This is a genomic window from Yaniella soli (assembly GCF_054782375.1).
In genome coordinates this window covers 14,019-34,786 of record NZ_BAAGSP010000016.1, presented here as the reverse complement: position 1 = coordinate 34,786, position 20,768 = coordinate 14,019, and the positions used below count along the sequence as shown (strand labels likewise).

General features: G+C 55.4%; 20 protein-coding genes and 1 pseudogene. 18 read left to right on the top strand and 3 right to left on the bottom strand.

The window, feature by feature from the left end; translation table 11 throughout:
• Nucleotides 1–66: 66 nt before the first annotated feature.
• The 6 genes from ACYVJT_RS09585 (at nucleotide 67) to ACYVJT_RS09560 (ending at nucleotide 5,984) form a co-directional block, all read left to right on the top strand.
• Nucleotides 67–1,017 (top strand): extracellular solute-binding protein, encoded by a 951-nt coding sequence (locus ACYVJT_RS09585; protein ID WP_343956070.1) that lies wholly within the window; start codon nucleotides 67–69, stop codon nucleotides 1,015–1,017.
• Between the two features lie 50 nt (nucleotides 1,018–1,067).
• On the top strand, nucleotides 1,068–1,838 hold the full coding sequence (locus ACYVJT_RS09580; protein WP_343956069.1) for an ABC transporter permease: 771 nt from the start codon (nucleotides 1,068–1,070) through the stop codon (nucleotides 1,836–1,838).
• Complete coding sequence (locus ACYVJT_RS09575; protein WP_343956113.1) at nucleotides 1,838–2,638, top strand: ABC transporter permease; 801 nt, start codon at nucleotides 1,838–1,840, stop codon at nucleotides 2,636–2,638. The genes ACYVJT_RS09580 and ACYVJT_RS09575 overlap by 1 nt, the downstream gene beginning before the upstream one ends.
• The gene (locus ACYVJT_RS09570; RefSeq protein WP_343956068.1) at nucleotides 2,638–3,702 is read left to right on the top strand and encodes an ABC transporter ATP-binding protein; all 1,065 of its coding nucleotides are present in this window, start codon (nucleotides 2,638–2,640) and stop codon (nucleotides 3,700–3,702) included. The genes ACYVJT_RS09575 and ACYVJT_RS09570 overlap by 1 nt, the downstream gene beginning before the upstream one ends.
• Nucleotides 3,703–3,745: 43 nt before the next feature.
• Nucleotides 3,746–4,465 (top strand): gamma-glutamyl-gamma-aminobutyrate hydrolase family protein, encoded by a 720-nt coding sequence (locus ACYVJT_RS09565; RefSeq protein WP_343956067.1) that lies wholly within the window; start codon nucleotides 3,746–3,748, stop codon nucleotides 4,463–4,465.
• A 142-nt stretch (nucleotides 4,466–4,607) separates the two neighbouring features.
• Nucleotides 4,608–5,984, top strand: coding sequence for an NAD-dependent succinate-semialdehyde dehydrogenase (locus ACYVJT_RS09560; protein WP_343956066.1), 1,377 nt, complete (start codon nucleotides 4,608–4,610; stop codon nucleotides 5,982–5,984).
• A gap of 183 nt (nucleotides 5,985–6,167) precedes the next feature.
• Here the strand turns inward: ACYVJT_RS09560 and ACYVJT_RS09555 are convergent.
• A pseudogene (locus tag ACYVJT_RS09555) lies at nucleotides 6,168–7,034 on the bottom strand (transposase family protein).
• A 337-nt stretch (nucleotides 7,035–7,371) separates the two neighbouring features.
• On the opposite strand from ACYVJT_RS09555, the gene ACYVJT_RS09550 reads away from it, so the two are divergent.
• The 8 genes from ACYVJT_RS09550 to ACYVJT_RS09515 all read left to right on the top strand — a co-directional run bounded on the left by ACYVJT_RS09550 (nucleotide 7,372) and on the right by ACYVJT_RS09515 (nucleotide 14,701).
• The gene (locus tag ACYVJT_RS09550) at nucleotides 7,372–7,722 is read left to right on the top strand and encodes a holo-ACP synthase (protein WP_343956065.1); all 351 of its coding nucleotides are present in this window, start codon (nucleotides 7,372–7,374) and stop codon (nucleotides 7,720–7,722) included.
• The gene (locus tag ACYVJT_RS09545) at nucleotides 7,722–9,209 is read left to right on the top strand and encodes a bifunctional ADP-dependent NAD(P)H-hydrate dehydratase/NAD(P)H-hydrate epimerase (RefSeq protein ID WP_343956064.1); all 1,488 of its coding nucleotides are present in this window, start codon (nucleotides 7,722–7,724) and stop codon (nucleotides 9,207–9,209) included. The genes ACYVJT_RS09550 and ACYVJT_RS09545 overlap by 1 nt, the downstream gene beginning before the upstream one ends.
• Before the next feature lie 30 nt (nucleotides 9,210–9,239).
• Complete coding sequence (alr, locus tag ACYVJT_RS09540; RefSeq protein WP_343956063.1) at nucleotides 9,240–10,391, top strand: alanine racemase; 1,152 nt, start codon at nucleotides 9,240–9,242, stop codon at nucleotides 10,389–10,391.
• A gap of 2 nt (nucleotides 10,392–10,393) precedes the next feature.
• On the top strand, nucleotides 10,394–10,903 hold the full coding sequence (tsaE, locus tag ACYVJT_RS09535) for a tRNA (adenosine(37)-N6)-threonylcarbamoyltransferase complex ATPase subunit type 1 TsaE (RefSeq protein WP_343956062.1): 510 nt from the start codon (nucleotides 10,394–10,396) through the stop codon (nucleotides 10,901–10,903).
• Nucleotides 10,900–11,574: a tRNA (adenosine(37)-N6)-threonylcarbamoyltransferase complex dimerization subunit type 1 TsaB gene (tsaB, locus tag ACYVJT_RS09530; RefSeq protein ID WP_343956061.1), complete on the top strand. Its 675-nt coding sequence runs from the start codon at nucleotides 10,900–10,902 to the stop codon at nucleotides 11,572–11,574. The genes tsaE and tsaB overlap by 4 nt, the downstream gene beginning before the upstream one ends.
• Nucleotides 11,571–12,101: a ribosomal protein S18-alanine N-acetyltransferase gene (rimI, locus tag ACYVJT_RS09525; RefSeq protein ID WP_343956060.1), complete on the top strand. Its 531-nt coding sequence runs from the start codon at nucleotides 11,571–11,573 to the stop codon at nucleotides 12,099–12,101. Before tsaB ends, rimI begins: the two co-directional genes overlap by 4 nt.
• A 1-nt stretch (nucleotide 12,102) precedes the next feature.
• A complete protein-coding gene (gene tsaD / locus ACYVJT_RS09520) occupies nucleotides 12,103–13,176 on the top strand; it encodes a tRNA (adenosine(37)-N6)-threonylcarbamoyltransferase complex transferase subunit TsaD (RefSeq protein WP_343956059.1) in 1,074 nt (357 codons plus the stop codon).
• Nucleotides 13,177–13,276: 100 nt separating this feature from the next.
• A complete protein-coding gene (locus ACYVJT_RS09515; protein ID WP_343956058.1) occupies nucleotides 13,277–14,701 on the top strand; it encodes a sodium/glutamate symporter in 1,425 nt (474 codons plus the stop codon).
• A gap of 14 nt (nucleotides 14,702–14,715) precedes the next feature.
• Here ACYVJT_RS09515 and ACYVJT_RS09510 read toward each other — a convergent pair whose 3' ends face one another.
• Nucleotides 14,716–15,876 carry a glutamate--cysteine ligase gene (locus ACYVJT_RS09510; RefSeq protein ID WP_499418340.1) on the bottom strand — a complete coding sequence of 387 codons (1,161 nt, stop codon included), beginning with the start codon at nucleotides 15,874–15,876 and terminating at the stop codon, nucleotides 14,716–14,718.
• A 471-nt stretch (nucleotides 15,877–16,347) separates the two neighbouring features.
• Between ACYVJT_RS09510 and ACYVJT_RS09505 the strand changes: the two genes are divergently transcribed.
• From ACYVJT_RS09505 to ACYVJT_RS09490, 4 genes are all read left to right on the top strand, one after another.
• Complete coding sequence (locus tag ACYVJT_RS09505) at nucleotides 16,348–17,349, top strand: siderophore ABC transporter substrate-binding protein (RefSeq protein WP_343956056.1); 1,002 nt, start codon at nucleotides 16,348–16,350, stop codon at nucleotides 17,347–17,349.
• Nucleotides 17,350–17,453: 104 nt separating this feature from the next.
• Complete coding sequence (locus ACYVJT_RS09500; protein ID WP_343956112.1) at nucleotides 17,454–18,377, top strand: ABC transporter permease; 924 nt, start codon at nucleotides 17,454–17,456, stop codon at nucleotides 18,375–18,377.
• Entirely contained in the window at nucleotides 18,370–19,392 is a 1,023-nt protein-coding gene (locus tag ACYVJT_RS09495) for an iron chelate uptake ABC transporter family permease subunit (RefSeq protein WP_343956055.1), read from the top strand. Before ACYVJT_RS09500 ends, ACYVJT_RS09495 begins: the two co-directional genes overlap by 8 nt.
• Nucleotides 19,389–20,144, top strand: a complete 756-nt coding sequence (locus ACYVJT_RS09490; protein ID WP_343956054.1) for an iron ABC transporter ATP-binding protein — start codon at nucleotides 19,389–19,391, stop codon at nucleotides 20,142–20,144. The genes ACYVJT_RS09495 and ACYVJT_RS09490 overlap by 4 nt, the downstream gene beginning before the upstream one ends.
• Here ACYVJT_RS09490 and ACYVJT_RS09485 read toward each other — a convergent pair.
• Nucleotides 20,141–20,758, bottom strand: coding sequence for a hypothetical protein (locus ACYVJT_RS09485; RefSeq protein ID WP_343956053.1), 618 nt, complete (start codon nucleotides 20,756–20,758; stop codon nucleotides 20,141–20,143). The genes ACYVJT_RS09490 and ACYVJT_RS09485 overlap by 4 nt on opposite strands.
• Nucleotides 20,759–20,768 lie beyond the last annotated feature (10 nt).

Genomic DNA, 20,768 nt, shown 5'->3' with positions numbered 1-20,768 from the left:
GGAGACGCTAATAATTCTGAAGGAGGGGGCGACGCAGCAAGACCATATGAAGGTGTTGAGTTGGTTGTGACTTCGTTCGGCGGCGACTGGGAAGACGCGTATGTTGAAGCAGTAGTAGAACCATTTGAGGATGAGACTGGCGCAAGTGTTGAATTGGTGACGCTCTATAGCGCTGATGCAATGACCCAAGTAACAGCTCAGGCTAGTGCTCCGCAATTTGATGTCGTCCATTTCTCAGGTGGGCAGGAAGCTATAGCGGCTGAGGAGGGGCTAATTTCTCCTATAAACAGTGAGGAGCTAACAAACTTCCCTGATCTTGCAGAAGGTGTCGCTGACTCACTAGAAGAGGGGCAGGGCCCGGCAATACAGGTTACGCCGATGGGAATTATTTATCATACCGAGGCGATCGACGAGGCGCCGACCACCTGGAGCGACATACTTAATGATGACTATGCAGGCCACGTAGCTTTCACTGATTTGACAAATGCTTATGGGGTGCAAACTTTGTTGGCAATTAACTCCGAGCTTGGGGGAACGGTCAACGATGTGACACCAGGAATGGAGGCTATCGGTGGAAACGTCTCTAACGGCGACGGCATCGTAGTTGCAACGTCTCCAGACCTCCAAGCGGCTTTTGCGCAACGCAACACATGGATTGCTCCGTACGCGCAGGACTATGCATTCACGCTGATAGAAGCCGGCCTACCGGTCGAATTTACCGTTCCCGAAAGCGGGACCACAGTATCATACGTGACAGCGAACGTAGTTGAAGGCCGAGAGAACGAAGACGCTGCAACAGCTCTGATCGACTACAGCCTTACCCCCGAGGCACAGGAGATTTTCGCAGAAAGCATGCGCTATACGCCTGTTAACACTGAAGTAGCTCTTTCTGATGAAGTCGAAAATAGTGTTCTTGCACCTGAGGAGCTCGATACGGTCGAAAGAGTGGACCCCCATGCCATCGATGAGAATGAGCGCGACTGGCAGGATAATTGGAATAGGCTTATTACTGAGTGATGACTAAGGTACGAGAGCCACGGGCGCTTCTGGTCCCGGCGATACTATTATTGACGATTGCATTCGTGATACCGGTCGCTTGGATGATGTTCGCGAGTATTTTGGATGCCGACGGTGGGTTTACCCTCGATAATTTCAGGCGATTGTTTGCCTCCGATTATGCGATGGCTGCCGCTTGGCGATCACTACGTTTATCCATTCTGCAGACGGTCATTACGATGCTACTCGCTATTCCGCTGGCGTACATAATGACCAGAGTAACCGCGCGGTTACGCATTCTAATGCTGGTTATTGTAATTCTGCCTCTCATGACCAGTATCGTCGTACGAACTTTTGGTTGGGTCGTTCTTATGGGCCCGAACGGCCTATTGGGGCAAATCCCTGGCTTAAAATTCTTAGCTGATTCGAGCCAGGGCATGCTCGGTACTGAGATGGGTATTGTGATTGCCATGGTACAAGTGCTGTTGCCATTTGCCGTTCTTACGACGGTAGGTGTGATTGCGGGGATCGATCCGAAGGTTGAAGAAGCTTCACGTACGTTAGGAGCAAGCTTCCTAACTACCGTGCGACGTGTGATCGTACCCCTCGCTGTGCCCGGGATAGCTGCCGGTGCGACGCTTGTTTTTGCACTCTCTGTATCATCGTTTATCACGCCGAATTTGATTGGCGGTAAGCAGTTGCCCGTGTTAGCGAACACAATCTACGTTGATGCCACTGTAAATCTTGATTGGCCCTATGCGGCAGCACAGGCAGTATTGCTATTTGTCGGGGTGTTCCTTGTGCTGGCAGCTGTTGCGAGACTGGGGAAAGGTAAAGCTTGATGGTCAAAGAATTCCCACCATTTGTCAAGTTGTTGTCAATTGGCTTTGGTGTTGTTATCGCGCTATATATGCTGGTGCCGATACTGGTCGTCGCCGGCGTTTCCATAAACACTAATCGTTTTTTATCCTTTCCACCTGAAGGGCTAACTCTTGAATGGTATTCTGAAGTATTTACTGGTGGTACGTATTTACAGCCTTTTCTAACCAGCGTTATCGTTGCAATATTCGCGACTCTGATTACTGTGACCGTTGGTACCGCAGCAGCCTTGGCAATAACCCGTTTCGACATACCCTACGCTGGAGCAATCCAGGGGTTTCTCCTCTCGCCATTGATCGTCCCAACGATCATCCTTGGGATAGGTACACTGTCTCTCATTTCGGCTCTAGGAGAGGCACCGAGCGTCTGGATTCTAGTATTAGCGCATGCGGTGATAACGATTCCTTATGTCATGCGTACGGTCATGGGCGTCATGGCAAACCACGACAGATTTACGGAAGAAGCCGCCCGAACATTGGGAGCGTCTGGTTGGCACCGTTACCGGTCTGTTGTTCTACCGATGGCCCGGCCTGGCATCGTTGCGGGAGGGTTCTTCGCCTTCAACGTATCGTTCGATGACGCTGTCGTGGCTTTATTTTTAAGAAGTCACAGTGTTGAGACATTACCCGTTGCTATATATGGGCAACTCGAGTTCGATGCAAGCCCGACTGTTGCCGCTGTCTCTACGTTAATGGTCCTCGTAACAGTGGTTGTGATGATTTTTATGGAGCGAACTATCGGATTGGGAAAGGCCTTTATATAATGTCAAATTTGGAAATTAGAGACTTACGAAAAAGCTTCAAAGATACCCATGTTTTACGCGGGATCGACGTGGATATCCATAGCGGAGCGTTTGTGTCGCTCCTCGGGCCATCGGGATGCGGTAAGACGACTCTTCTACGTTGTATTGCCGGACTGGAGTCCCCGAGTGACGGAAAGATCTTCATTGGTGGTGAAGATGTTACAAACTTGTCCCCAGAAAAGCGGAGATTGGGCGTGATGTTTCAGAGTTATGCTCTGTTTCCACACATGACCGTACTTGAAAACGTCCGCTTTGGCCTTCGAATGCTCCAGGATCGTGGTGCGGCTGAGCAGCGAGCAAGCGCTAAGGCAGCTCTGGAGACCGTACGAATGGAGGCTTTCGCGTCACGTATGCCATCTGAGCTATCTGGGGGCCAGCAACAGCGGGTCGCACTAGCGCGCTCTATTGCATTTAACCCACGCGTTTTGCTTCTTGATGAACCATTATCGAATCTGGACGCCAGGTTACGGGAGGATATGCAGATTGAACTGGTAGAGCTTCATCGTGAAATGGGGTTGACAACAGTCTTCGTTACACACGATCAGCACGAAGCTATGGCTATGTCGGACACGGTTATCTTAATGCGTGACGGCGAAATTGAACAGGAGGGTTCGCCCACAGATTTGTATCGCACGCCACAGACACAGTTCTCTGCAGAGTTTATTGGCTCAGCAAACTTGATCCCGGCTCATGCGAAAAATGGGCGGGTAACGTTTGATGGATCGGATATCACTGTACCGTTGCCTAACCCACAAGCCGAAGGTGCCGGTTTCTTAGTACTTCGGCAGGAAGTGTTGAGTTTCGGCTTAGAGAAAGGCGAATCAGCCGATGCCTCAATGCCGGGAACTCTACAAACGAGTATATTTCAAGGCGCTCATTCCGTAGCGCACGTCGAGTCTGCAGGTCACCCGCTAAAAATTATACGTTCTGGCAGCGCGGCTATTCCAGCAGGTGGCGAGGGCGTATTGTCTTGGAACAGTAAAGAATCGACGTGGATCAGTGATCGCGATGGAAGTCGAGGGTAGCTGCCTAAGGTGTAATTCGAACATCATAATAGAGGTGCGTTAAATGACTAAATTAGTGGAATCACTCCCGCGAATTGCTGTACCAGCGATGAGCGCGAACCGGATTCAGGGACTGAGATTCTCAGGGTCGGTAGTGGCGAACGCTGTGCTCGAAGCGATAAGTCGGGCCGGCGGCTTACCATTTATTATCCATCCAAGTGGCGATTTCGATTCGTGGGATCAGGTAGATGCTGTTGTAGTACCAGGTGGTTGGGATATTGCACCAGAACTTTATAATCAGGGACGTCACGAACAGTTACGAGTTTCAGATTATGAAGGACAGGATTGTGCGGATATTCGGGCAATAAATGCGGTGGAACATTATGATTTGCCGGCACTGCTTATATGCCGAGGGATGCAATTATGGAATGTCGTCAGGGGTGGAACCCTGGTTCAGCATTGGCCAACAGAGCCTCAGAACCATTCCGGGACGATACACGACGTAAATGTTGATGACAGCAGCATGCTTTCACGTGTTTTGGGACGCGTTGAGCATCTAAGCGTCTCAAGCGTCCATCACCAGGCCGTTGATCGCGTAGGTGCTGGGCTACATGTCGTGTCTCGAGCTGCGGATGGATGTATTGAGGCGCTAGAAGACTCAGATCGGAATATTGTAGCTGTGCAGTGGCATCCAGAAGATCGAGCTAGTAGTTGCGACACGGATCAAGCACTTTTTGACTGGGTGGTACGAGCAGCCCACTCCCATCGAGGCAATTTCGAATAGATTCTGTGCGAACGGTCAAATTCCTAGTTTTTATGGGTATGGAGTGTTGCTCTTCACCCTGGCTTGATAGGACATCCCGCAGAAGGCTCATAGAATTTCCATGCCAGAACCACTTTAATGTTGCAGTAAAAGGATAAAATGTATGACAAATATCTTCAAGACAGTTGATCCGTCTTCCGGTAAGGTCGTTGCGGAATTTTCGTCTGCAAGTAATAGACAGAATGTGGAGGCTATTGACGCTGCTTATCGTGCGTATCGAGACTGGCAAGAGGAGTCCTTAGGGTATCGCGCCGACCTTCTCCATGGTGTAGCTGAGATATATCGGGAACGTTCTCAGCACCTCGCAGAGCTGATTGCACTAGAAATGGGCAAGCCTGTCAAACAAGCCGCCGGAGAGATTGCCGTCTCTTCAGAGATATTTGACTATTATGCCATGCATGCTCAAGACTTCCTCAAGCCCCAGCTATTGAAGGTGGCCTCCGGTTCGGCTGAGGTGCGTACACAAGCTACTGGCGTTTTGTTGGGTATCATGCCATGGAACTATCCCCATTATCAAGTCGCACGATTTGCTGCGCCGAATCTGGTTTTGGGCAATACGATTTTATTGAAACATGCGACGAATTGCCCCCAGTCTGCATTGGCTATTCAAGAAGTGCTTGAGGACGCGGGTATTCCTCAGGGGGTTTATACAAATATCTTCGCGACCCACACGCAAGTGTCCGACATAATCGCCGATCCCAGAATTCAAGGGATTTCCTTCACTGGGAGTGAGCGCGCGGGTGCAATCGTTGCTGAGCAAGCTGGACGCAACCTGAAAAAAGTCGTGCTTGAGCTCGGGGGTAGTGATCCATTCATTGTTCTAGATTCAGTTAAGTTAAAGGAAACAGCGGAAGCCGCAGTATTCGGTCGTCTCTCCAATGCAGGCCAAGCTTGCACTTCACCTAAGCGGCTAATCGTCGTCGAAGAAGTCTACGACAGTTTTTTAGCGGAGGTGAAACGTCTAGTTGAGAATGCTGTAGTCGGTAGCCCCTTTGACGGTGCGACAGATGTAGGTCCGATTTCTTCTGACTCAGCTCGGGCCGCTCTGACCTCTCAGCTACAGGACGCTTCTGATCATGGGGCCACTGTCCACATCGGGGGGCAGGCCGCGGGGCAAGGATTTTACTTTAGTCCTGCGCTCGTGACGGGGATTACTCCGGCTTGTCGTCTTTGGCATGAGGAAGCCTTCGGGCCGATCGTCATGATCTACAAGGTAAAAGACGAAGATGAAGCAATTAAACTCGCTAACGACTCGCCCTATGGTCTTGGCGCCGCGGTCTATGGCGCGGACACGCAACAAACAGACCGAGTTGCAGACCGTTTGGAATCAGGCATGGTTTTTGTAAACAGCAATACAGATTCCCAAGCTGAATTACCTTTTGGTGGCGTGAAGCGTTCCGGCTTTGGCCGCGAGTTAGGTCCGCTTGGAATTCAGGAGTTTGCAAATAGGAAAATGGTGAAAAAGATTAGTGCCTCTTAGGCCGTCCCGTGATTTACGCACGTACTTCCGTGGGTGCTGTCGGGGAGGGCAGGTTCAGTGCGACGAAGTTAGAACGTATGTAGTGTTCGTATAGTCCAATCTTGAACAGTATGGGAAGGGAGCAGTCTTCGGTGTGTAGGGAGCTCATGTAGCGCTGGATATTTCAGGATAATACTGTGTTCTTTAAAATTCGACGAGCGTAATCGTAAGAACGCATGCCAATAGGTTAAGCTTTCGTTCGGGATGGGCGCCCGAGCGGCGAGTGATCCAGGCTTCGTGGATGAGTCGGCGGATAAAGACGATCGTATTGGCTAATGCAATGAATGCGTCGTTGACGGTAGCGCGGCGTTCTGTGTTGGTCGGCAGCTTTATGAAACCTCGGGTGTGCCAGGCGTTGGTGCGTTATACCACCCTACGGAGCCTCTGCCTGAAACGGTTCGCCATTGGTACTGATCTGACACTCGTAGCGCAAGGTCGTCAACAGAGTCCGGATTTTGCCAGAATCTTGGCCAGCTTACAAGTGCAAAGTGATCTGTTTTGGTAAGGGTCCTCGAACCGCGACAACAGTTCCAAAGTGGGCTGCACTAAGCTCGAATCGTTGCGATTGGCCGGGGCCGGGATCACAACGACTGGAATGCCTTTGCGATCGGGCATCATCGAACGTTTGGTACCCTGTTTACCGCGATTTATCGACGGTTTGTCGGCGACCTGCCCGCCGCAGGGTGCGTTGCTATCCACGCGCAGATCTCCGAGCTCGAGCTCGACGATTCGGTCGTAGTTTTTCCAAGCAAATCTGCTCTAGTGCAGTGAAAATTCCGGCGGTAATCTACGCACCTCTGCGGCGTCTCATCAGGTCATTGGGCGTGTCGTGTCGCTGATTTTCTCGTACGAGGCCCCCAGCACTAACACTTAGATGAGCTTGTCGAATACCACGCGATCTGTGATACGCGGTCGGTGACAGCCCAAAGGATGCTCATCAACCACCTGTGGGACCAGCGCTTCAAATTGGCTCCACAAGGAGTCTGTGATGATTAAAAGAACGTTAGGCATTAGGGGCTCCTGGAAAACGACGAACTCTAGACAAATCCATCTTTAGCATGCCCCTTCGCTGCCCTTCTTTACTGACCATGAATGAAGCACTGACTTGTCCCTATTTGCGCAGACTCTAAGGCTCGAATAGTTCGATTTATTCTGCAGGTTTGTTTCTTGTTTCGAGTCTTAGATGCAGGGCAGAAGCCCTGTCAACGGGCCGTTGGGTCGGGTTCATTCTCGTCTGGGGCGCCGTGCTACTACTCATTGCAGACGTGTTGCGTCAACGACGACAGAACCCGAAGTTACGAATCAAAACATCACAAACTCGCCGCAAAGAAAAGGTAGACTACACAGCATGATCATTGGCATTGGTGTGGACATGGTTGACATTGCACGCTTCGAGCGACAATTGGAACGAACTCCAAAACTGCGCGAACGTTTGTTTACCCCAGCAGAGCGAGAGCTGAGTCTGCAGTCGTTGGCCGCCCGTTTTGCCGCCAAAGAAGCCGTTGCCAAAGCACTTTCTGCACCCGCCGGTATGAACTGGCAGCACTGCCAAATTGGTCGGGAATCTTCCGGTGAACCATATGTGGTGCTGACCGGTACTGTCGCCGATATCTCCGAAGCCAAAGGCGTGCGCCGCTGGCATCTTTCCCTGTCGCATGACGGCGGATGGGCAACCGCTATGGTTGTTGCCGAAGGCTAATGTACCGCGCTTACACAGGAACCCAGGTCCGCGCAGCCGAAAAAGTCTGGCTGGATTCCGGTTGGGGCGCATCGCTGATGCGCCGCGCCGCCTGGGGACTGGCACAACATACCCTTGTGTTTCTGCACACGCGAGGTCGCGTCTACGGGTCTCGTGTGCTTGGGCTGGTAGGTAAAGGCAATAACGGCGGCGATACGTTGTGGGCCCTGAGTTTTCTCGCCAGCCGAGGAGTTGCGGTGGCTGCCGTGGCCATCAACACAGAGGCTGAACATCTCCACGCCGACGGCTTCGCGGCGTTCAAACGGGCCGGTGGACGCGTCGTGAATCGCATCAACCCCGACACCGCGGTGGTGCTCGATGGGGTCTTTGGTACGGGATTTCATGGCAGCTTTGACCTACCCGGCTATCTTGCCGACCACGAACTGCACATCCCTGTGGGGGCCGGGGTGGTTGCCTGCGACATCCCCTCTGGCATCGATGCCGATACCGGCCAGATTACTGGCACGGCTCTTGCCGCCCATCTCACCGTGACCTTCGGCGCCAACAAGGTGGGCTTACTGGCCGGAGCAGGTGGGCAACACAGCGGTGACATTCATGTTGTCGACATCGGAATCCAGACAACCTTGGATGCCGTCGAGGATCCGTGGTTCGTGCCGATGGCAGCAGATATTTTGAGTGTTTATCAGACCCCGGTATGGGACGTCCATAAATACTCGCGCGGAGCGTTGAGCGTCTGTGCCGGTTCCGAACAGTATCCTGGCGCCGCGGTACTGGTGGTGAACGCTGCAGAGGCCACCGGCGTGGGCTACGTCAGCCTCGTGGCGGATCCCCTCAATGACACCAGTGTTTCGGATAAAGTGCTGACCGCGAATCCACAGGCCGTCGTTGAAAATCAGGTCACCGATAAGGCCACTGCGCTGGTCATTGGTCCGGGACTGGGCGATACTGCCGGCGACAAGGACTCGGCCAGCAGCGCCCTCGAAACAGCCTTGCGACGCAACATCCCCCTGCTGATCGATGCCTCGGGCTTGGACATGCTCGACGAGTCCACCCTGGCACAAGACCTCTCGGCCACGGTGCTGACCCCACATGTTGGTGAGCTGAGTCGTTTGATCGACCGACTGGCACCAGATCTCACCGAGACCACCCCGGTGGAACAGGCACACAGCTTCGCACAACGGTTCGGGGTGTGGATGGTATTAAAATCCGCCGATACCTACGTGTTTTCACCCGCGGGACGCCGAGCCGTGCATCCGGCTAAAACATCCGAACTGGCCACCGCCGGAACAGGCGACACACTGGCCGGTATCTTAGGTGCCGGCATGTCGACATTGGACCCAAATCACCAGGATTTTAGCGATCAGTTGTTTGCGGTGTTGGCCGCCGGGGTGCGGTTGCACTCGCGAGCAGGCGAACTCGCCGCGGCCGACGGTGGGGTAGTGGTCAGTACGCTGGCCGACTACATTCGCACCGCAAAACAGCGTTAGTCGCCCGGGTCTGGAAGAATAGGCGCCATCATGGTTAAAAGTTGGACTGCAGCACCGGAACGCTGGGTGACGATCGATCACTCAGCACTCGCGCACAATATTGGCACGATCGCTCAATCGGTCAAACCCGCTCAAGTCATGGCAGTGGTCAAAGCAGATGGATACGGGCACGGCGCCGTCGAAGTCGCACAAACCGCCGTCGCGGCAGGAGCGACGTGGTTGGGAACCGCCCACGTTCGTGAAGCACTTGAACTGCGCGAAGCCGGCATCGCCGCCCCGCTGTTGGCATGGTTGCACACGATCAACACGCCCTTTGAAGCCGCAGTGGCACACAACATCGACCTTGGCGTCTCAGGCCCAGAAATTGAAGCAGTCGCCGACGCGGCCCGCGCGACAAACTTACCCGCACGCGTCCACCTAAAAATTGACACCGGATTATCTCGCAACGGTGCGGTCCCGGAAGCCTGGGACGCACTGTGTCGTCGTGCGGCGGAACTCCAACAGTCTGGACTGGTCCGCGTCGTCGGGGTATTCACCCACTTTGCGGTAGCCGATGACCCCGTGGGCGAACCGGCCGTCGATGAACAACTACGCGTCTATCACGAAGCCGTCGACACCGCCCGCAAACACGGGTTGACCGTCGACGTGCGACACGTGGCAAACTCACCGGCACTGCTCTCACGTCCCGATACCCATTTGGATATGGTCCGTGCCGGGGTCGCGATCTACGGCCTGAGCCCATTTGCTGACCGCACCGCAACAGACCTTGGCCTGCGCCCCGTCATGAGTTTCGGCACCACGGTAGCCCACAATAAACCCGCCGATGAGGGCACCGGAGTGTCCTACGGGTACGCATACCGCTGCGAAACACCCACCAGGCTGGCGCTGATCCCATGTGGGTACGGCGACGGGGTACCGCGCATCGCAGCCGGGGCCCCCGTATGGATCGGCGGCAAGTACTACCGGGTGGCCGGACGCATCGCTATGGACCAATTTGTGGTGGACCTCAATACGGACCGCGATGATGAGACCACCGCCCCCGTCGGTGCCGAAGTCGAACTCTTTGGTGCCCAGTCCGGTATCCCCTCGGATGCCTGGGCCCAAGCCGCCGACACCATCAACTACGAACTGGTCACGCGCATTGGCACTCGCGTACCGCGCGTGCACAAGCAGTGGGTATAACAATGCAGCAAACACTTCACCTGGCTGATTTGGCGGCAACCCAACGATTTGCCATGGCCGTGGCCCGTGCCCTGCGTGCCGGGGACGTCATCCTTCTGACCGGCGACCTCGGAGCAGGCAAAACCACCTTCACCCAGGGCCTGGCCAAGGCTATGGGGATCAGTGCGGCAATTACCTCACCGACTTTTGTCGTGGCGCGTCACCACGAGCATCCCGGCAACGGGCTGCATCTGGTTCACGTGGATGCCTACCGACTGACCGACGAGGACGAACTGGCCAGTCTTGACTTGGAAACTTCACTGGATGACTCGGTCGTCGTGGTCGAATGGGGACGCGGAACAGCCGAAGCCCTCAGCGACAATTATTTGGATATTGAGCTGCAACGCCCCGGCGCAACACCCACCGCGACCGATGAGCTCGTGACCGATTTTTCCGATGCCGACGATGAGGAACCGCGCACCGCCATCGTCACCGGTTACGGAGCCCGCTGGGAAGGAACCACGATCGCATGAGCCACACGTTTTTAGCCGTGGACACTTCCGCCACCGCATCGGCGGCCATCACCCGCGACCACGAGGTGATCGCCCACCGTGCGACTGAATCTCAACGCACCCACTCTGAAGTGCTCGCCGGATTTATTACCGAGGTCATGACCGAAGCCGCCATTGATCCGCGCACGCCCGGGGCATTGGACGGCATCTTTGTGGGCGTGGGCCCCGGCCCATTCACCGGCCTACGAGCAGGCATCATCACCGCCCAAACCCTGGCCCACACCTGGAACATCCCGGTCTATGGTGTGCTCAGCCTCGACGGGTTGGCGCATCGGGTGGCTGTCGACGCCTTCCGCATGGGTGCCGAAGAATTCGTGGTGGCAACCGATGCCCGGCGCACAGAAGTCTATTGGGCACACTATGACAATGTTGCCGGCCAACCCCAAAGGATCCACGGTCCGTTTGTCACCGCTGCGACCGAAGTCACTGAACTGCCCGTCTACGGGGCAGGCGCCGGGCTCTACCCGGATGCACTCTATGGGATGACCGGTTTCACCGATGCCGTGCCGGATGCCACCGATATCGCCGCCCACGGCAGTCTGGCGCTACGACGCGGCAGAGGACTTGAGCCCGTGGCACCGCAATACCTTCGCGGCCACGACGCCACAATCCCCAAACAGTTGCGCCGATGAACCTGCCAGAACCCATTGCCCTACCCGACGGCTACACCCAGCGTGATTGGACCGCCGACGACATCGCCGTTGTCGCCGCACTCGATGCCCTGGTGTTTGGTCCCGATGCCTGGTCGGCGCCGATCTTCGACTCCGAATACCACGCATCCACGGCAGCGCACCCGCACAGCTATTACCAGGTGATCACCCACCACGATGTGGTCGTCGGGTTTGCCGGACTCATGTATGGGCCCCCATTCGCCGATATCACCACCATCGGTGTGCACCCCGAACACAAAGGCAAGAAACTTGGCGTGGCCCTGCTCATCTGGCTCATGGATACTGCTCGCGAGCTCGGCGCCGAAGATCTCCTGCTCGAAGTCCGAGCCGATAACACCGTGGCCCAACGGCTCTACGCCAACAACGGATTCGAGCACATTCACACCCGACCCAGGTATTATCCTGGCGGTATAGACGCCTGGGTCATGCGCAAACGCCTGCGCGCCCCAGGCCCATCGAGCGCAGTAGCGCTGACCAACAAGGAGTGACGTGACAGCCCCCGTAGTTGTAGGTATCGAAACCTCGTGCGACGAAACCGGCATCGGCATCGTCTCCGGCACCACACTCCTAGCCCACCAGGTCGCATCGTCGATGGACGAACACGTCGCCTTCGGCGGTGTCATTCCTGAAATCGCCGCACGCGCCCACGTCACCGAATTCTTACCCGTCCTCGACACGGCCCTTGACGAAGCCGAGCTCACCATCGATGATGTGGACGCCATCGCCGTGACCGCCGGCCCCGGGCTGGCCGGTGCACTCATGGTCGGGGTTGCCGGGGCCAAAGCGCTCGCCGTCGCGACCGGCAAACCGCTCTATGGCATCAACCACCTCATCGCCCACATTGGTGTGGGCTATCTGGATGCGGCCGGAGCAGACTTGCACAACGTCAACCAGCTGGGCGCGCTATTGGTGTCGGGTGGGCACACCGAAATGTTGAAAATCAACTCGCTGACTTCCGATGTCGAACTGTTGGGTAGCACCATCGATGACGCCGCGGGGGAGGCCTACGACAAAGTTGCTCGGCTCATTGGGGCCGGGTACCCCGGCGGCCCGGTCATCGACAAGATGGCACGGCAGGGCGACCCGAGCGCTTTCACCTTCCCGCGCGGATTGAGTGCGCCAAAAAATATGGGCACGGAGAAGACCCCTGGAAAGGACCGATACAGCTGGTCATTTTCCGGACTGAAAACCGCTGTATCTCGAGCGGTCGAACAATTCGAGCTCCGTGATATGCCGGTCCCAGCGAACGATATCGCTGCTGCGTTTCAAGAAGCCGTTGCGGACGTCATCACGAAAAAAGCCGTACTTGCCGCGACCGAACAAGGCATCGACCACATCCTGCTGGGCGGGGGCGTGGCCGCGAACTCTCGATTGCGCGAGCTACTAACCGAACGTACCACCGCCGCTGGCATCGGGTTGACCATCCCACCGATCAACTTGTGCACCGATAACGGGGCCATGGTAGCGGCTTTGGGCGCGCAATTGGTTTCCGACGGCGTGACCCCCTCGGATCTGAACTTTTCGGCAGACCCAACCCAACACGTCAGCCTGATATCGGTCTGATCTCTGGATCTCAATAATTGCGCAGGTCACCTTTGACCTGATAGACATCTTAGAGATAGCTCATCGAAGTCTGAGATACGCCTCGACGAAAGGTGTTCGTATGTCGCCGTCAACCATCGGGCTGGCCATTCTACTGCTGGGAATTCTTGCCATCGTAGGCACCATGATCCGGGTTCGCAGTCGGACGGCTCAGAAACTGTTTCTTCCGGTATCGATTATTGCCGGTTTCATCGCCTTGATTTTGGGCCCGCAAGTCCTGGGACGCCTGGGCGAATGGCTTGGCTGGGATGCCCTCGTGGAGGGTGGTATTTTCGGCGGCGGCGTCCAAGAAGTCTGGGGAGAGCTCCCGGGATTACTCATTAGTGTGGTCTTCGCCGCACTCTTTCTGGGGACCACCTTGCCGTCACCAAAACGAGCCGTGAAATTGCTCGGACCGCAACTGTCGTTGGGCGTGACCTTTGCTTCTGGTCAATATGTCATCGGTATCCTGTTGGCCGTTGCAATCCTCGTCCCGCTGTTTAACGTCAGTCCAATGTTCGGTGCACTCATCGAAATAGGGTTCGAAGGTGGCCACGGCACTGCGGCCGGCATGGCCCCGGTGATGCAAGAACTGGGCTTTGAAGATGGCGGCGATCTCGCCTTAGCGATGGCCACCGTTGGGATTCTCTCCGGTGTCATTATCGGTGTGATTGGCGTGAACTGGGCAGCACGACGTGGCCATTCCAAAACCCTCGATGTTTCAGCCAACCGTGACCCGGAGATCGCTCGTGGCCTGTACGACTCTGAACAGCCTTCGGGTGGTTCATTGACCGTGCGGACCGAATCCGTCGACTCGCTGACGTTACACATCGGTATCATCGCGTTGGCCGTGTTGATCGGACAAGGATTGCTGTCTGGTCTCCAAGCTATTGAGCAATGGCTATGGGCTGATACCATCGAGATCTTCGAGTTCGTCCCACTGTTCCCACTGGCCATGCTGGGTGGCGTGATCATCCAGCTCATCGGAGATAAAACCGGTCTGGCACGACTCATCGACCGCGGCACGATGGAACGTATTCAGGGTCTGGCACTCGATACGCTGATCATTGCCGCATTGGCCACCCTGTCGTTGGACGCCATCGTGGACAACCTGTGGCCATTCATTATTCTGGCAGTTGCCGGGATCCTGTGGAACGTGTTCGTACTGTTCTTTTTGGCACCGCGCTTCATTCAAAACTTCTGGTTCGAACGTGCCATCGCGGACTTCGGTCAGTCACAAGGTGTGACGGCCACGGGGCTGCTACTGCTACGCATGGCAGATCCTCACCAAAAGAGTCCCGCCTATGAAGCCTTCGGCTACAAACAGTTAGTCTTCGAGCCCTTCTTTGGTGGTGGCCTGGTGACAGCCGCCTCCATCCCATTGATCGTTCAATTGGGCCCGTACCCACTCTTGATCATCATGGCGGTGCTCTTGGTCTTTGCTATCGCTAGTGGACTCTTCTACTTCGGCAAACGCGCCAGCTTCGATTTGGAACGCCAACAGTGAGCCCCAAGACAGCCTTATTTCCAGGATCGGATTGATTCCGATGTCTCGCTAGCCGAATGAAGTACCAAATCGGCTAATGTGTCATGATCTACTTTGGTTCCGAAGGTAGAACCGACCTTGTCTCGCTGCCGGGTCGCTGCGGTGCCCATCTTGATCATATCTGCCACCCAGCTCAGCTCACGAGCGCACCCGAGCTCTGCCGCAACGGGTTCAAGGCGGTTCAGCACGCGGTGCAGATGATCCGTCACCAACAGTTCTGTGCCAGCAGAATCGATGATGACAATTGCTTCGAGCCCATACCGAGCCGCGCGCCACTTGTTTTCCTGGACGTACCACGGTGGCAAATTATCGACATTAGTCACGGCATCAGCGTCAGACCCGACCGCTTCGTGTACCAAGCACTGGGTCAGTGCCGTAATAGCCCCAACCTGTTGCAGGGTCGAGACTCCGTCGCATACGCGCTGTTCAACGGTGCCGAACCGCGGGACCGGGCGAATATCCCAGCGCACTTCCGAGACATCATCGACAACACCTACGTGTAAGAGATCCGCCACGACTGCTTCATAATCCGCCCAGTTATGAAATTGAAATGGCAGCCCTGAGGTCGGCAGCTGCTGGAACACCAAGGTGCGTTGTGATACGTAGCCGGTATCGTAGCCGCCCCAAAACGGGCTGGAAGCGCTCAGCGCCAAGAGGTGTGGGTAGTACTGGATCAACTGATTTACAGCCGGCATAGCTTTTGCCACATGATCCAACCCCACATGGGTATGGAGACCATAGATGAGCATCTGTTGACCCCAATACTGGGTCCGGTCAAGCATCTTCTGATAGCGGGAGGCTGACGAAATACGTTCATCCAGTGCAATCGCAAAAGGGTGCGTGCCCTGGGAGAATATCGAGAGCTCTTTGTCCACCAACACGTCGAGGAGCTGGTTGCCTGCACCGGCCAGTTGGTCGAGCCCTTCTTCGACGGAACCACATACGCCGGTGACCAGTTCTAAGGTATTGAGCATGAATTCTCCAACGACCTGAAACGGTTCGTCGGAGGGTTCATCGAGTTTGGCGAGTATATCGTCGCCAACATTGCGCAACTGCCCGGTAGCGGCATCAACGAGTCCAAGCTCCCACTCGATGCCGACAGTGGACTGAGCAGATTCTGCAATACCTAGGCGCACGACCTTGCCTTCCTTGTAGAGTCAACGCAATATTACCGGCATGCTGTCACCAGGCATTTTGTCGACTCCCGTTTGGGGCGAGTGTGACGACGTTTTCCGGTAGTTCATCAATAACACGCTTCGTTGTCAGCGAGGATGAAGCCAGAATTTACCCGGTAGTCTCCGACGTGAGGTGATCGGATCATGGAAAATAGTGGAAAAATTCCCCTAGTTTCGGAATGTGACACACAAGTCACCCCGCAATTCATGAGGGTTCGAAGCAGAGTGTCAACTCGAAATGCTAGAAAACAAGGAACATGAGCCCCGGTTGCGCCGGAGTCTATGCACTGAGTCGAAATGTGACTTGAATAACCGCATAATATCTTGTGCTAATTGGAGCAGGCTTACTATGCTGGAGTTCATTAGCTTAGGCTCGCCTAAGTAGATAAGAATGTTATTCTATTATTTTAGTCTGTCATTTGGAGACGAAACGTGAAAAAACTCGGACTCACTCGCACCAACTTGGCTGCACTCATTGCAGTTGGCGCCCTCGGCTTGAATGCATGCGGATCAGCTGATGCTGAAAATGCTGACGCAGAAAGCGGCAATGGCGACACCGTAGAGGTGACCGATAAGGCTGGCGACACCCACGCCGTTCCGCAAGAGCCGACATCGGTTGTTGCCACCGATAACCGGATCTTCCGCACACTCGCCGAGTGGGATGTCGATCTTTCGGCCGCACCCGTGGACTTGATGGCTGACGATCTGGAGGCAACGCAGAAATACACACAGAGCGAAGACATTTTGAATATCGGCAATCACCGTGAACCGGATATGGAAATGGTGACCGCAGCTCAGCCAGACCTCGTGTTGAATGGCCAGCGATTCACTCAGCACGCTGAAGATATCGCGGGTGCTATCGATGACGGTGTGCCCATCGTCGATACAAACGTCGAGACTGAAACTGGCGAGATCGACCAGGAGTTCCGTGACCAGATCACCCTGCTCGGAGAAGTTTTCGGAAACCAAGATGAAGCAGAAGAACTCATCGGTGACTTCGATGAAGCCCTAGAGCGTGCACAAGAAGCATACGACTCTGACGTCACAGTGACCGGTCTGGTCACGTCCGGTGGCGACATCAACTATGCTGCCCCCACGACAGGTCGTGCCATTGGTCCGCTGTATGACATCATTGATATGACTCCTGCCCTCGACGATGACGGCTCGTCCGATCACACCGGTGACGACATTTCAGTGGAAGCTATTGCCTCAGCAAACCCAGATTATTTGATTGTGCTGGACCGTGACGCAGCGGCAGGCGATGGCACATCGGCCAGTGCACAAGAGCTCATTGAAGAATCTGAAGCACTCCAGGATGTACCTGCCGTCGCAAACGATAATATCTACTACATGCCGGGTGACTTCTACGTCACCGAAGATATCCAGAACTACACAACAATCCTCAACGACCTCGCTGACGAATGGTCGGAGTAATCTAAAGGCCCTGCGTGACGAAACTCCCCTTAACCCGCCCCGGTGGGCCCACGACATCCACCGGTGCATCGAATAAACCTGGGCTCTGGTCACGTACCTGGCCGCTGTTGATCGGGCTGATGGTCACCATCAGCCTGGTCACAGCGTCGCTTTTTATCGGAGTGTATGACCTAAACTCCGAAGGCGGGACCGAGATGTTTTTCGTCACTCGTGTTCCGCGAACCATCGCGCTCATCTTATCCGGCGCCTCTATGGCCGTGGTTGGGCTCATTATGCAGCTGATGACGCAAAACCGGTTCGTCGAGCCATCGACCACCGGAACCGTTGAATGGGCCGGGCTCGGGCTGATCCTGACCTACATCTTCATTCCCCAACCTTCCCTAACGTTGCGCATGGTCGTGGCGATTGCCTTCGCGCTGATCGGTACTTTCATCTTTTTTGCGTTTCTGCAACGTGTGGCCTTGAAATCCTCGCTGGTAGTGCCCATTGTTGGTCTCATGCTCGGTGCCGTTGTGGGCGCGGTGTCAACGTTCGTTGCCCTGCAGACCGACATGCTGCAAAACCTCGGCATCTGGTTTGCCGGTTCCTTCACCGGGATCACCCGTGGGCGCTACGAACTGCTGTGGATCGTGGCTGCGATGACCATCATCGTGTACTTCATTGCTGACCGATTCACGGTAGCCGGACTCGGCAAAGAGATCGCCACCTCGGTGGGACTGAATTATCGAGCCGTGCTGCTGACCGGCATCCTCATCGTCGCGGTCACCACAGGCGTCGTCTCTGTCGTCGTCGGGTCCCTGCCATTTTTGGGGCTGGTGGTGCCCAACATTGTTTCCATGTTTCGCGGCGATAACCTAAGATCGAATCTGCCCTGGGTCGTGATGGTCGGCATCATCGTCGTGACGCTGACCGATATTATCGGCCGGACGATCATCATGCCGTTCGAAATCCCGGTATCGATGATTCTCGGTGTCCTCGGGGCAACCGTATTCGTCTATCTCATTGTGAAAAGGGGCCGTCGTGGCTAACACCACCGTGGACACGGTCTCTACATCCACCTTCATTAACCAGGCCCATCGACGTCGTTGGCTCGTGGGTCTGATCAGTTTGAGCCTGGCTGGCATCGCACTGACCATTGCCACCATTACCTACGATAACCCGATGCCGTTTGGCACCGAAGGGTTCTGGAAGATCGCAGAGGGTCGCGTCACTTCCGTACTGGTCATAGCCGTCGTGTCGGCAGCGCACGCCTTTGCCACGGTCGCGTTTCATACGGTCACATCGAACCGTATTGTCACCCCGTCGATCTTGGGATTCGAGGCCCTCTACGGGCTGATCAACACTGCGGCGGTGTTCATCTTCGGTATTGCCGGAGCCGCCATGACGCGGGGTATTGTCTCGTATTTCTTCCAGGTTGTGGTGATGGTAGTTTTTGCTACGTTGCTATATTCCTGGCTACTCGGTTCAAAATTCACCAATATTCACACCATGCTACTCGTCGGTGTGGTGATGGGCGCCGGACTGGCCTCGTTGACCACCTTCATGCAACGTATGCTGGACCCCAACGAATTCGATGTGCTGACAGCTCGCCTGATGGGCAACATTTCTAACGCCAGCACCGAATATTTACCCTACGCGATCCCCATCGTGGCAGTGGTGGCGTTCTGGATATGGCACCATGCTCGGCGACTCGACACCCTGTCACTTGGATCAGCGGTTTCCACCAGCCTGGGGCTCAACCACCGCCGCGAGACCATCAAAGTCCTGATTGCGGTCTCGATCTTGATGGCGATGACCACCTCGCTGGTTGGCCCCATGACGTTTTTGGGGTTCCTGGTGGCCACCATGGCCTATTCGATCGCTGATACCTATAGCCACCGGGCGATCCTACCGATCGCCTTTCTGCTCGGCTTCGTGCTGCTGACCGGCGCATATTTTGTCTTGCGGCATATTTTTTACGCTCAGGGTGCGGTTACCATCATCGTCGAGCTCATCGGTGGGCTAGTATTTCTCATTGTCATCATGCGGAAGGGACGGTTATGATTACCCTCGAAAACGTGCAGAAAACCTATTCGGGCGAAACCACCATCGGTCCCATCGATCTTCAAATCCCATCCGGCGGTATTACGTCACTAGTGGGCCCCAACGGTGCCGGCAAGTCGACGGTCTTGACGATGATGGGACGCCTGCTCAACCCGGACACTGGCAACATCACCGTGGGCGGTCTGGACGTGGCGAAAGCCAAGTCCAACGATGTCGCCAAAACCCTGGCCATCTTGCGCCAGGAAAACCACTTCGTGACCCGGCTGACCGTCCGTCAGCTCGTCGGTTTTGGCCGCTACCCGCACTCGCATGGTCGACTGACGGCCGAAGACGAGGAACATATCAACAAGTCCTTGGAATTTTTGAACCTCACAGCACTCCAAGACCGGTACCTCGACGAGCTTTCGGGGGGTCAGCGACAGCGCGCGTACGTGGCAATGGTGCTCGCCCAAGACACCGAATACGTGTTCCTTGATGAGCCCCTAAACAACCTGGATATGAGCCACTCGGTGCAAATGATGCGTCAGTTGCGTGCCGCGGCCGATGACCTGGGCCGCACCGTCATCTTGGTGATGCACGACATTAACTTCGCGTCGCGGTACTCGGACAATATTTTGGCAATGAATGACGGTCAGGTCACCCACTTCGATGCCTGTTCTGAGACCATGAAGTCTTCGGTACTGTCCGAAATTTTCGGCACCTCGGTGCGCATTATTGATGACGTCGACGGACCACTGGCGGTCTACTTCTAAACGTCAGGGAAAGACAGTCCAGCTGCGCGCGTCATCTGCCCATAGCGTTGAGCCATGTATGCCGCGTAGCAACCCGTGGTGATCGTTCCGCCGGTGCCTGCCACCGCAAAAACTGTGCTCCATGATGCAGCTGGATCTGCTGCGAGGAACCCGCTGATGACCGCAAACGCTATCATCAGCAGTCCCAGCGGATAGTCAATCCACCGGCCCAGGATTCGTGCCATCGGCAAGAAATGTGCTCCAATCACGAATACGATGACGGGCATGATCCACTGTTCTTGTCCGATGATGAGCAGCACCATCATGCCTACCAACCAGATTGGGTGCGTCACGCTGTTGAGGATGCCCATCGCGCGAGTGATGCGCGTATTGTCGGGCGACTCCACCGCCTCAAACTGTTGTGCGTGTCGAATGTGTCGGATTCCCCGGATAATAAAGGCAGCGGCCAGCACTACCACCAGCCCGAAAGCGATGAGACCTGGCGATCCCCACGCGACGGCCCACCAGACGGAATAGACGATCATGTAGATGCCCATCAACACTGGGAAGAACGCGTTGGCACGGGCGGCCGCCCCGAACCATTCGGGCGCTTGGACTGTTTCGGAGACCTGCAAGCGAATACCT

Coding starts and splice junctions, on each gene's coding strand:
- ACYVJT_RS09575 (WP_343956113.1), top strand. CDS start 1,838: ATGGTCAAAGAATTCCCACCATTTGTCAAGTTGTTGTCAATTGGCTTT.
- ACYVJT_RS09570 (WP_343956068.1), top strand. CDS start 2,638: ATGTCAAATTTGGAAATTAGAGACTTACGAAAAAGCTTCAAAGATACC.
- ACYVJT_RS09565 (WP_343956067.1), top strand. CDS start 3,746: ATGACTAAATTAGTGGAATCACTCCCGCGAATTGCTGTACCAGCGATG.
- ACYVJT_RS09560 (WP_343956066.1), top strand. CDS start 4,608: ATGACAAATATCTTCAAGACAGTTGATCCGTCTTCCGGTAAGGTCGTT.
- ACYVJT_RS09550 (WP_343956065.1), top strand. CDS start 7,372: ATGATCATTGGCATTGGTGTGGACATGGTTGACATTGCACGCTTCGAG.
- ACYVJT_RS09545 (WP_343956064.1), top strand. CDS start 7,722: ATGTACCGCGCTTACACAGGAACCCAGGTCCGCGCAGCCGAAAAAGTC.
- alr (WP_343956063.1), top strand. CDS start 9,240: ATGGTTAAAAGTTGGACTGCAGCACCGGAACGCTGGGTGACGATCGAT.
- tsaE (WP_343956062.1), top strand. CDS start 10,394: ATGCAGCAAACACTTCACCTGGCTGATTTGGCGGCAACCCAACGATTT.
- tsaB (WP_343956061.1), top strand. CDS start 10,900: ATGAGCCACACGTTTTTAGCCGTGGACACTTCCGCCACCGCATCGGCG.
- rimI (WP_343956060.1), top strand. CDS start 11,571: ATGAACCTGCCAGAACCCATTGCCCTACCCGACGGCTACACCCAGCGT.
- ACYVJT_RS09515 (WP_343956058.1), top strand. CDS start 13,277: ATGTCGCCGTCAACCATCGGGCTGGCCATTCTACTGCTGGGAATTCTT.
- ACYVJT_RS09490 (WP_343956054.1), top strand. CDS start 19,389: ATGATTACCCTCGAAAACGTGCAGAAAACCTATTCGGGCGAAACCACC.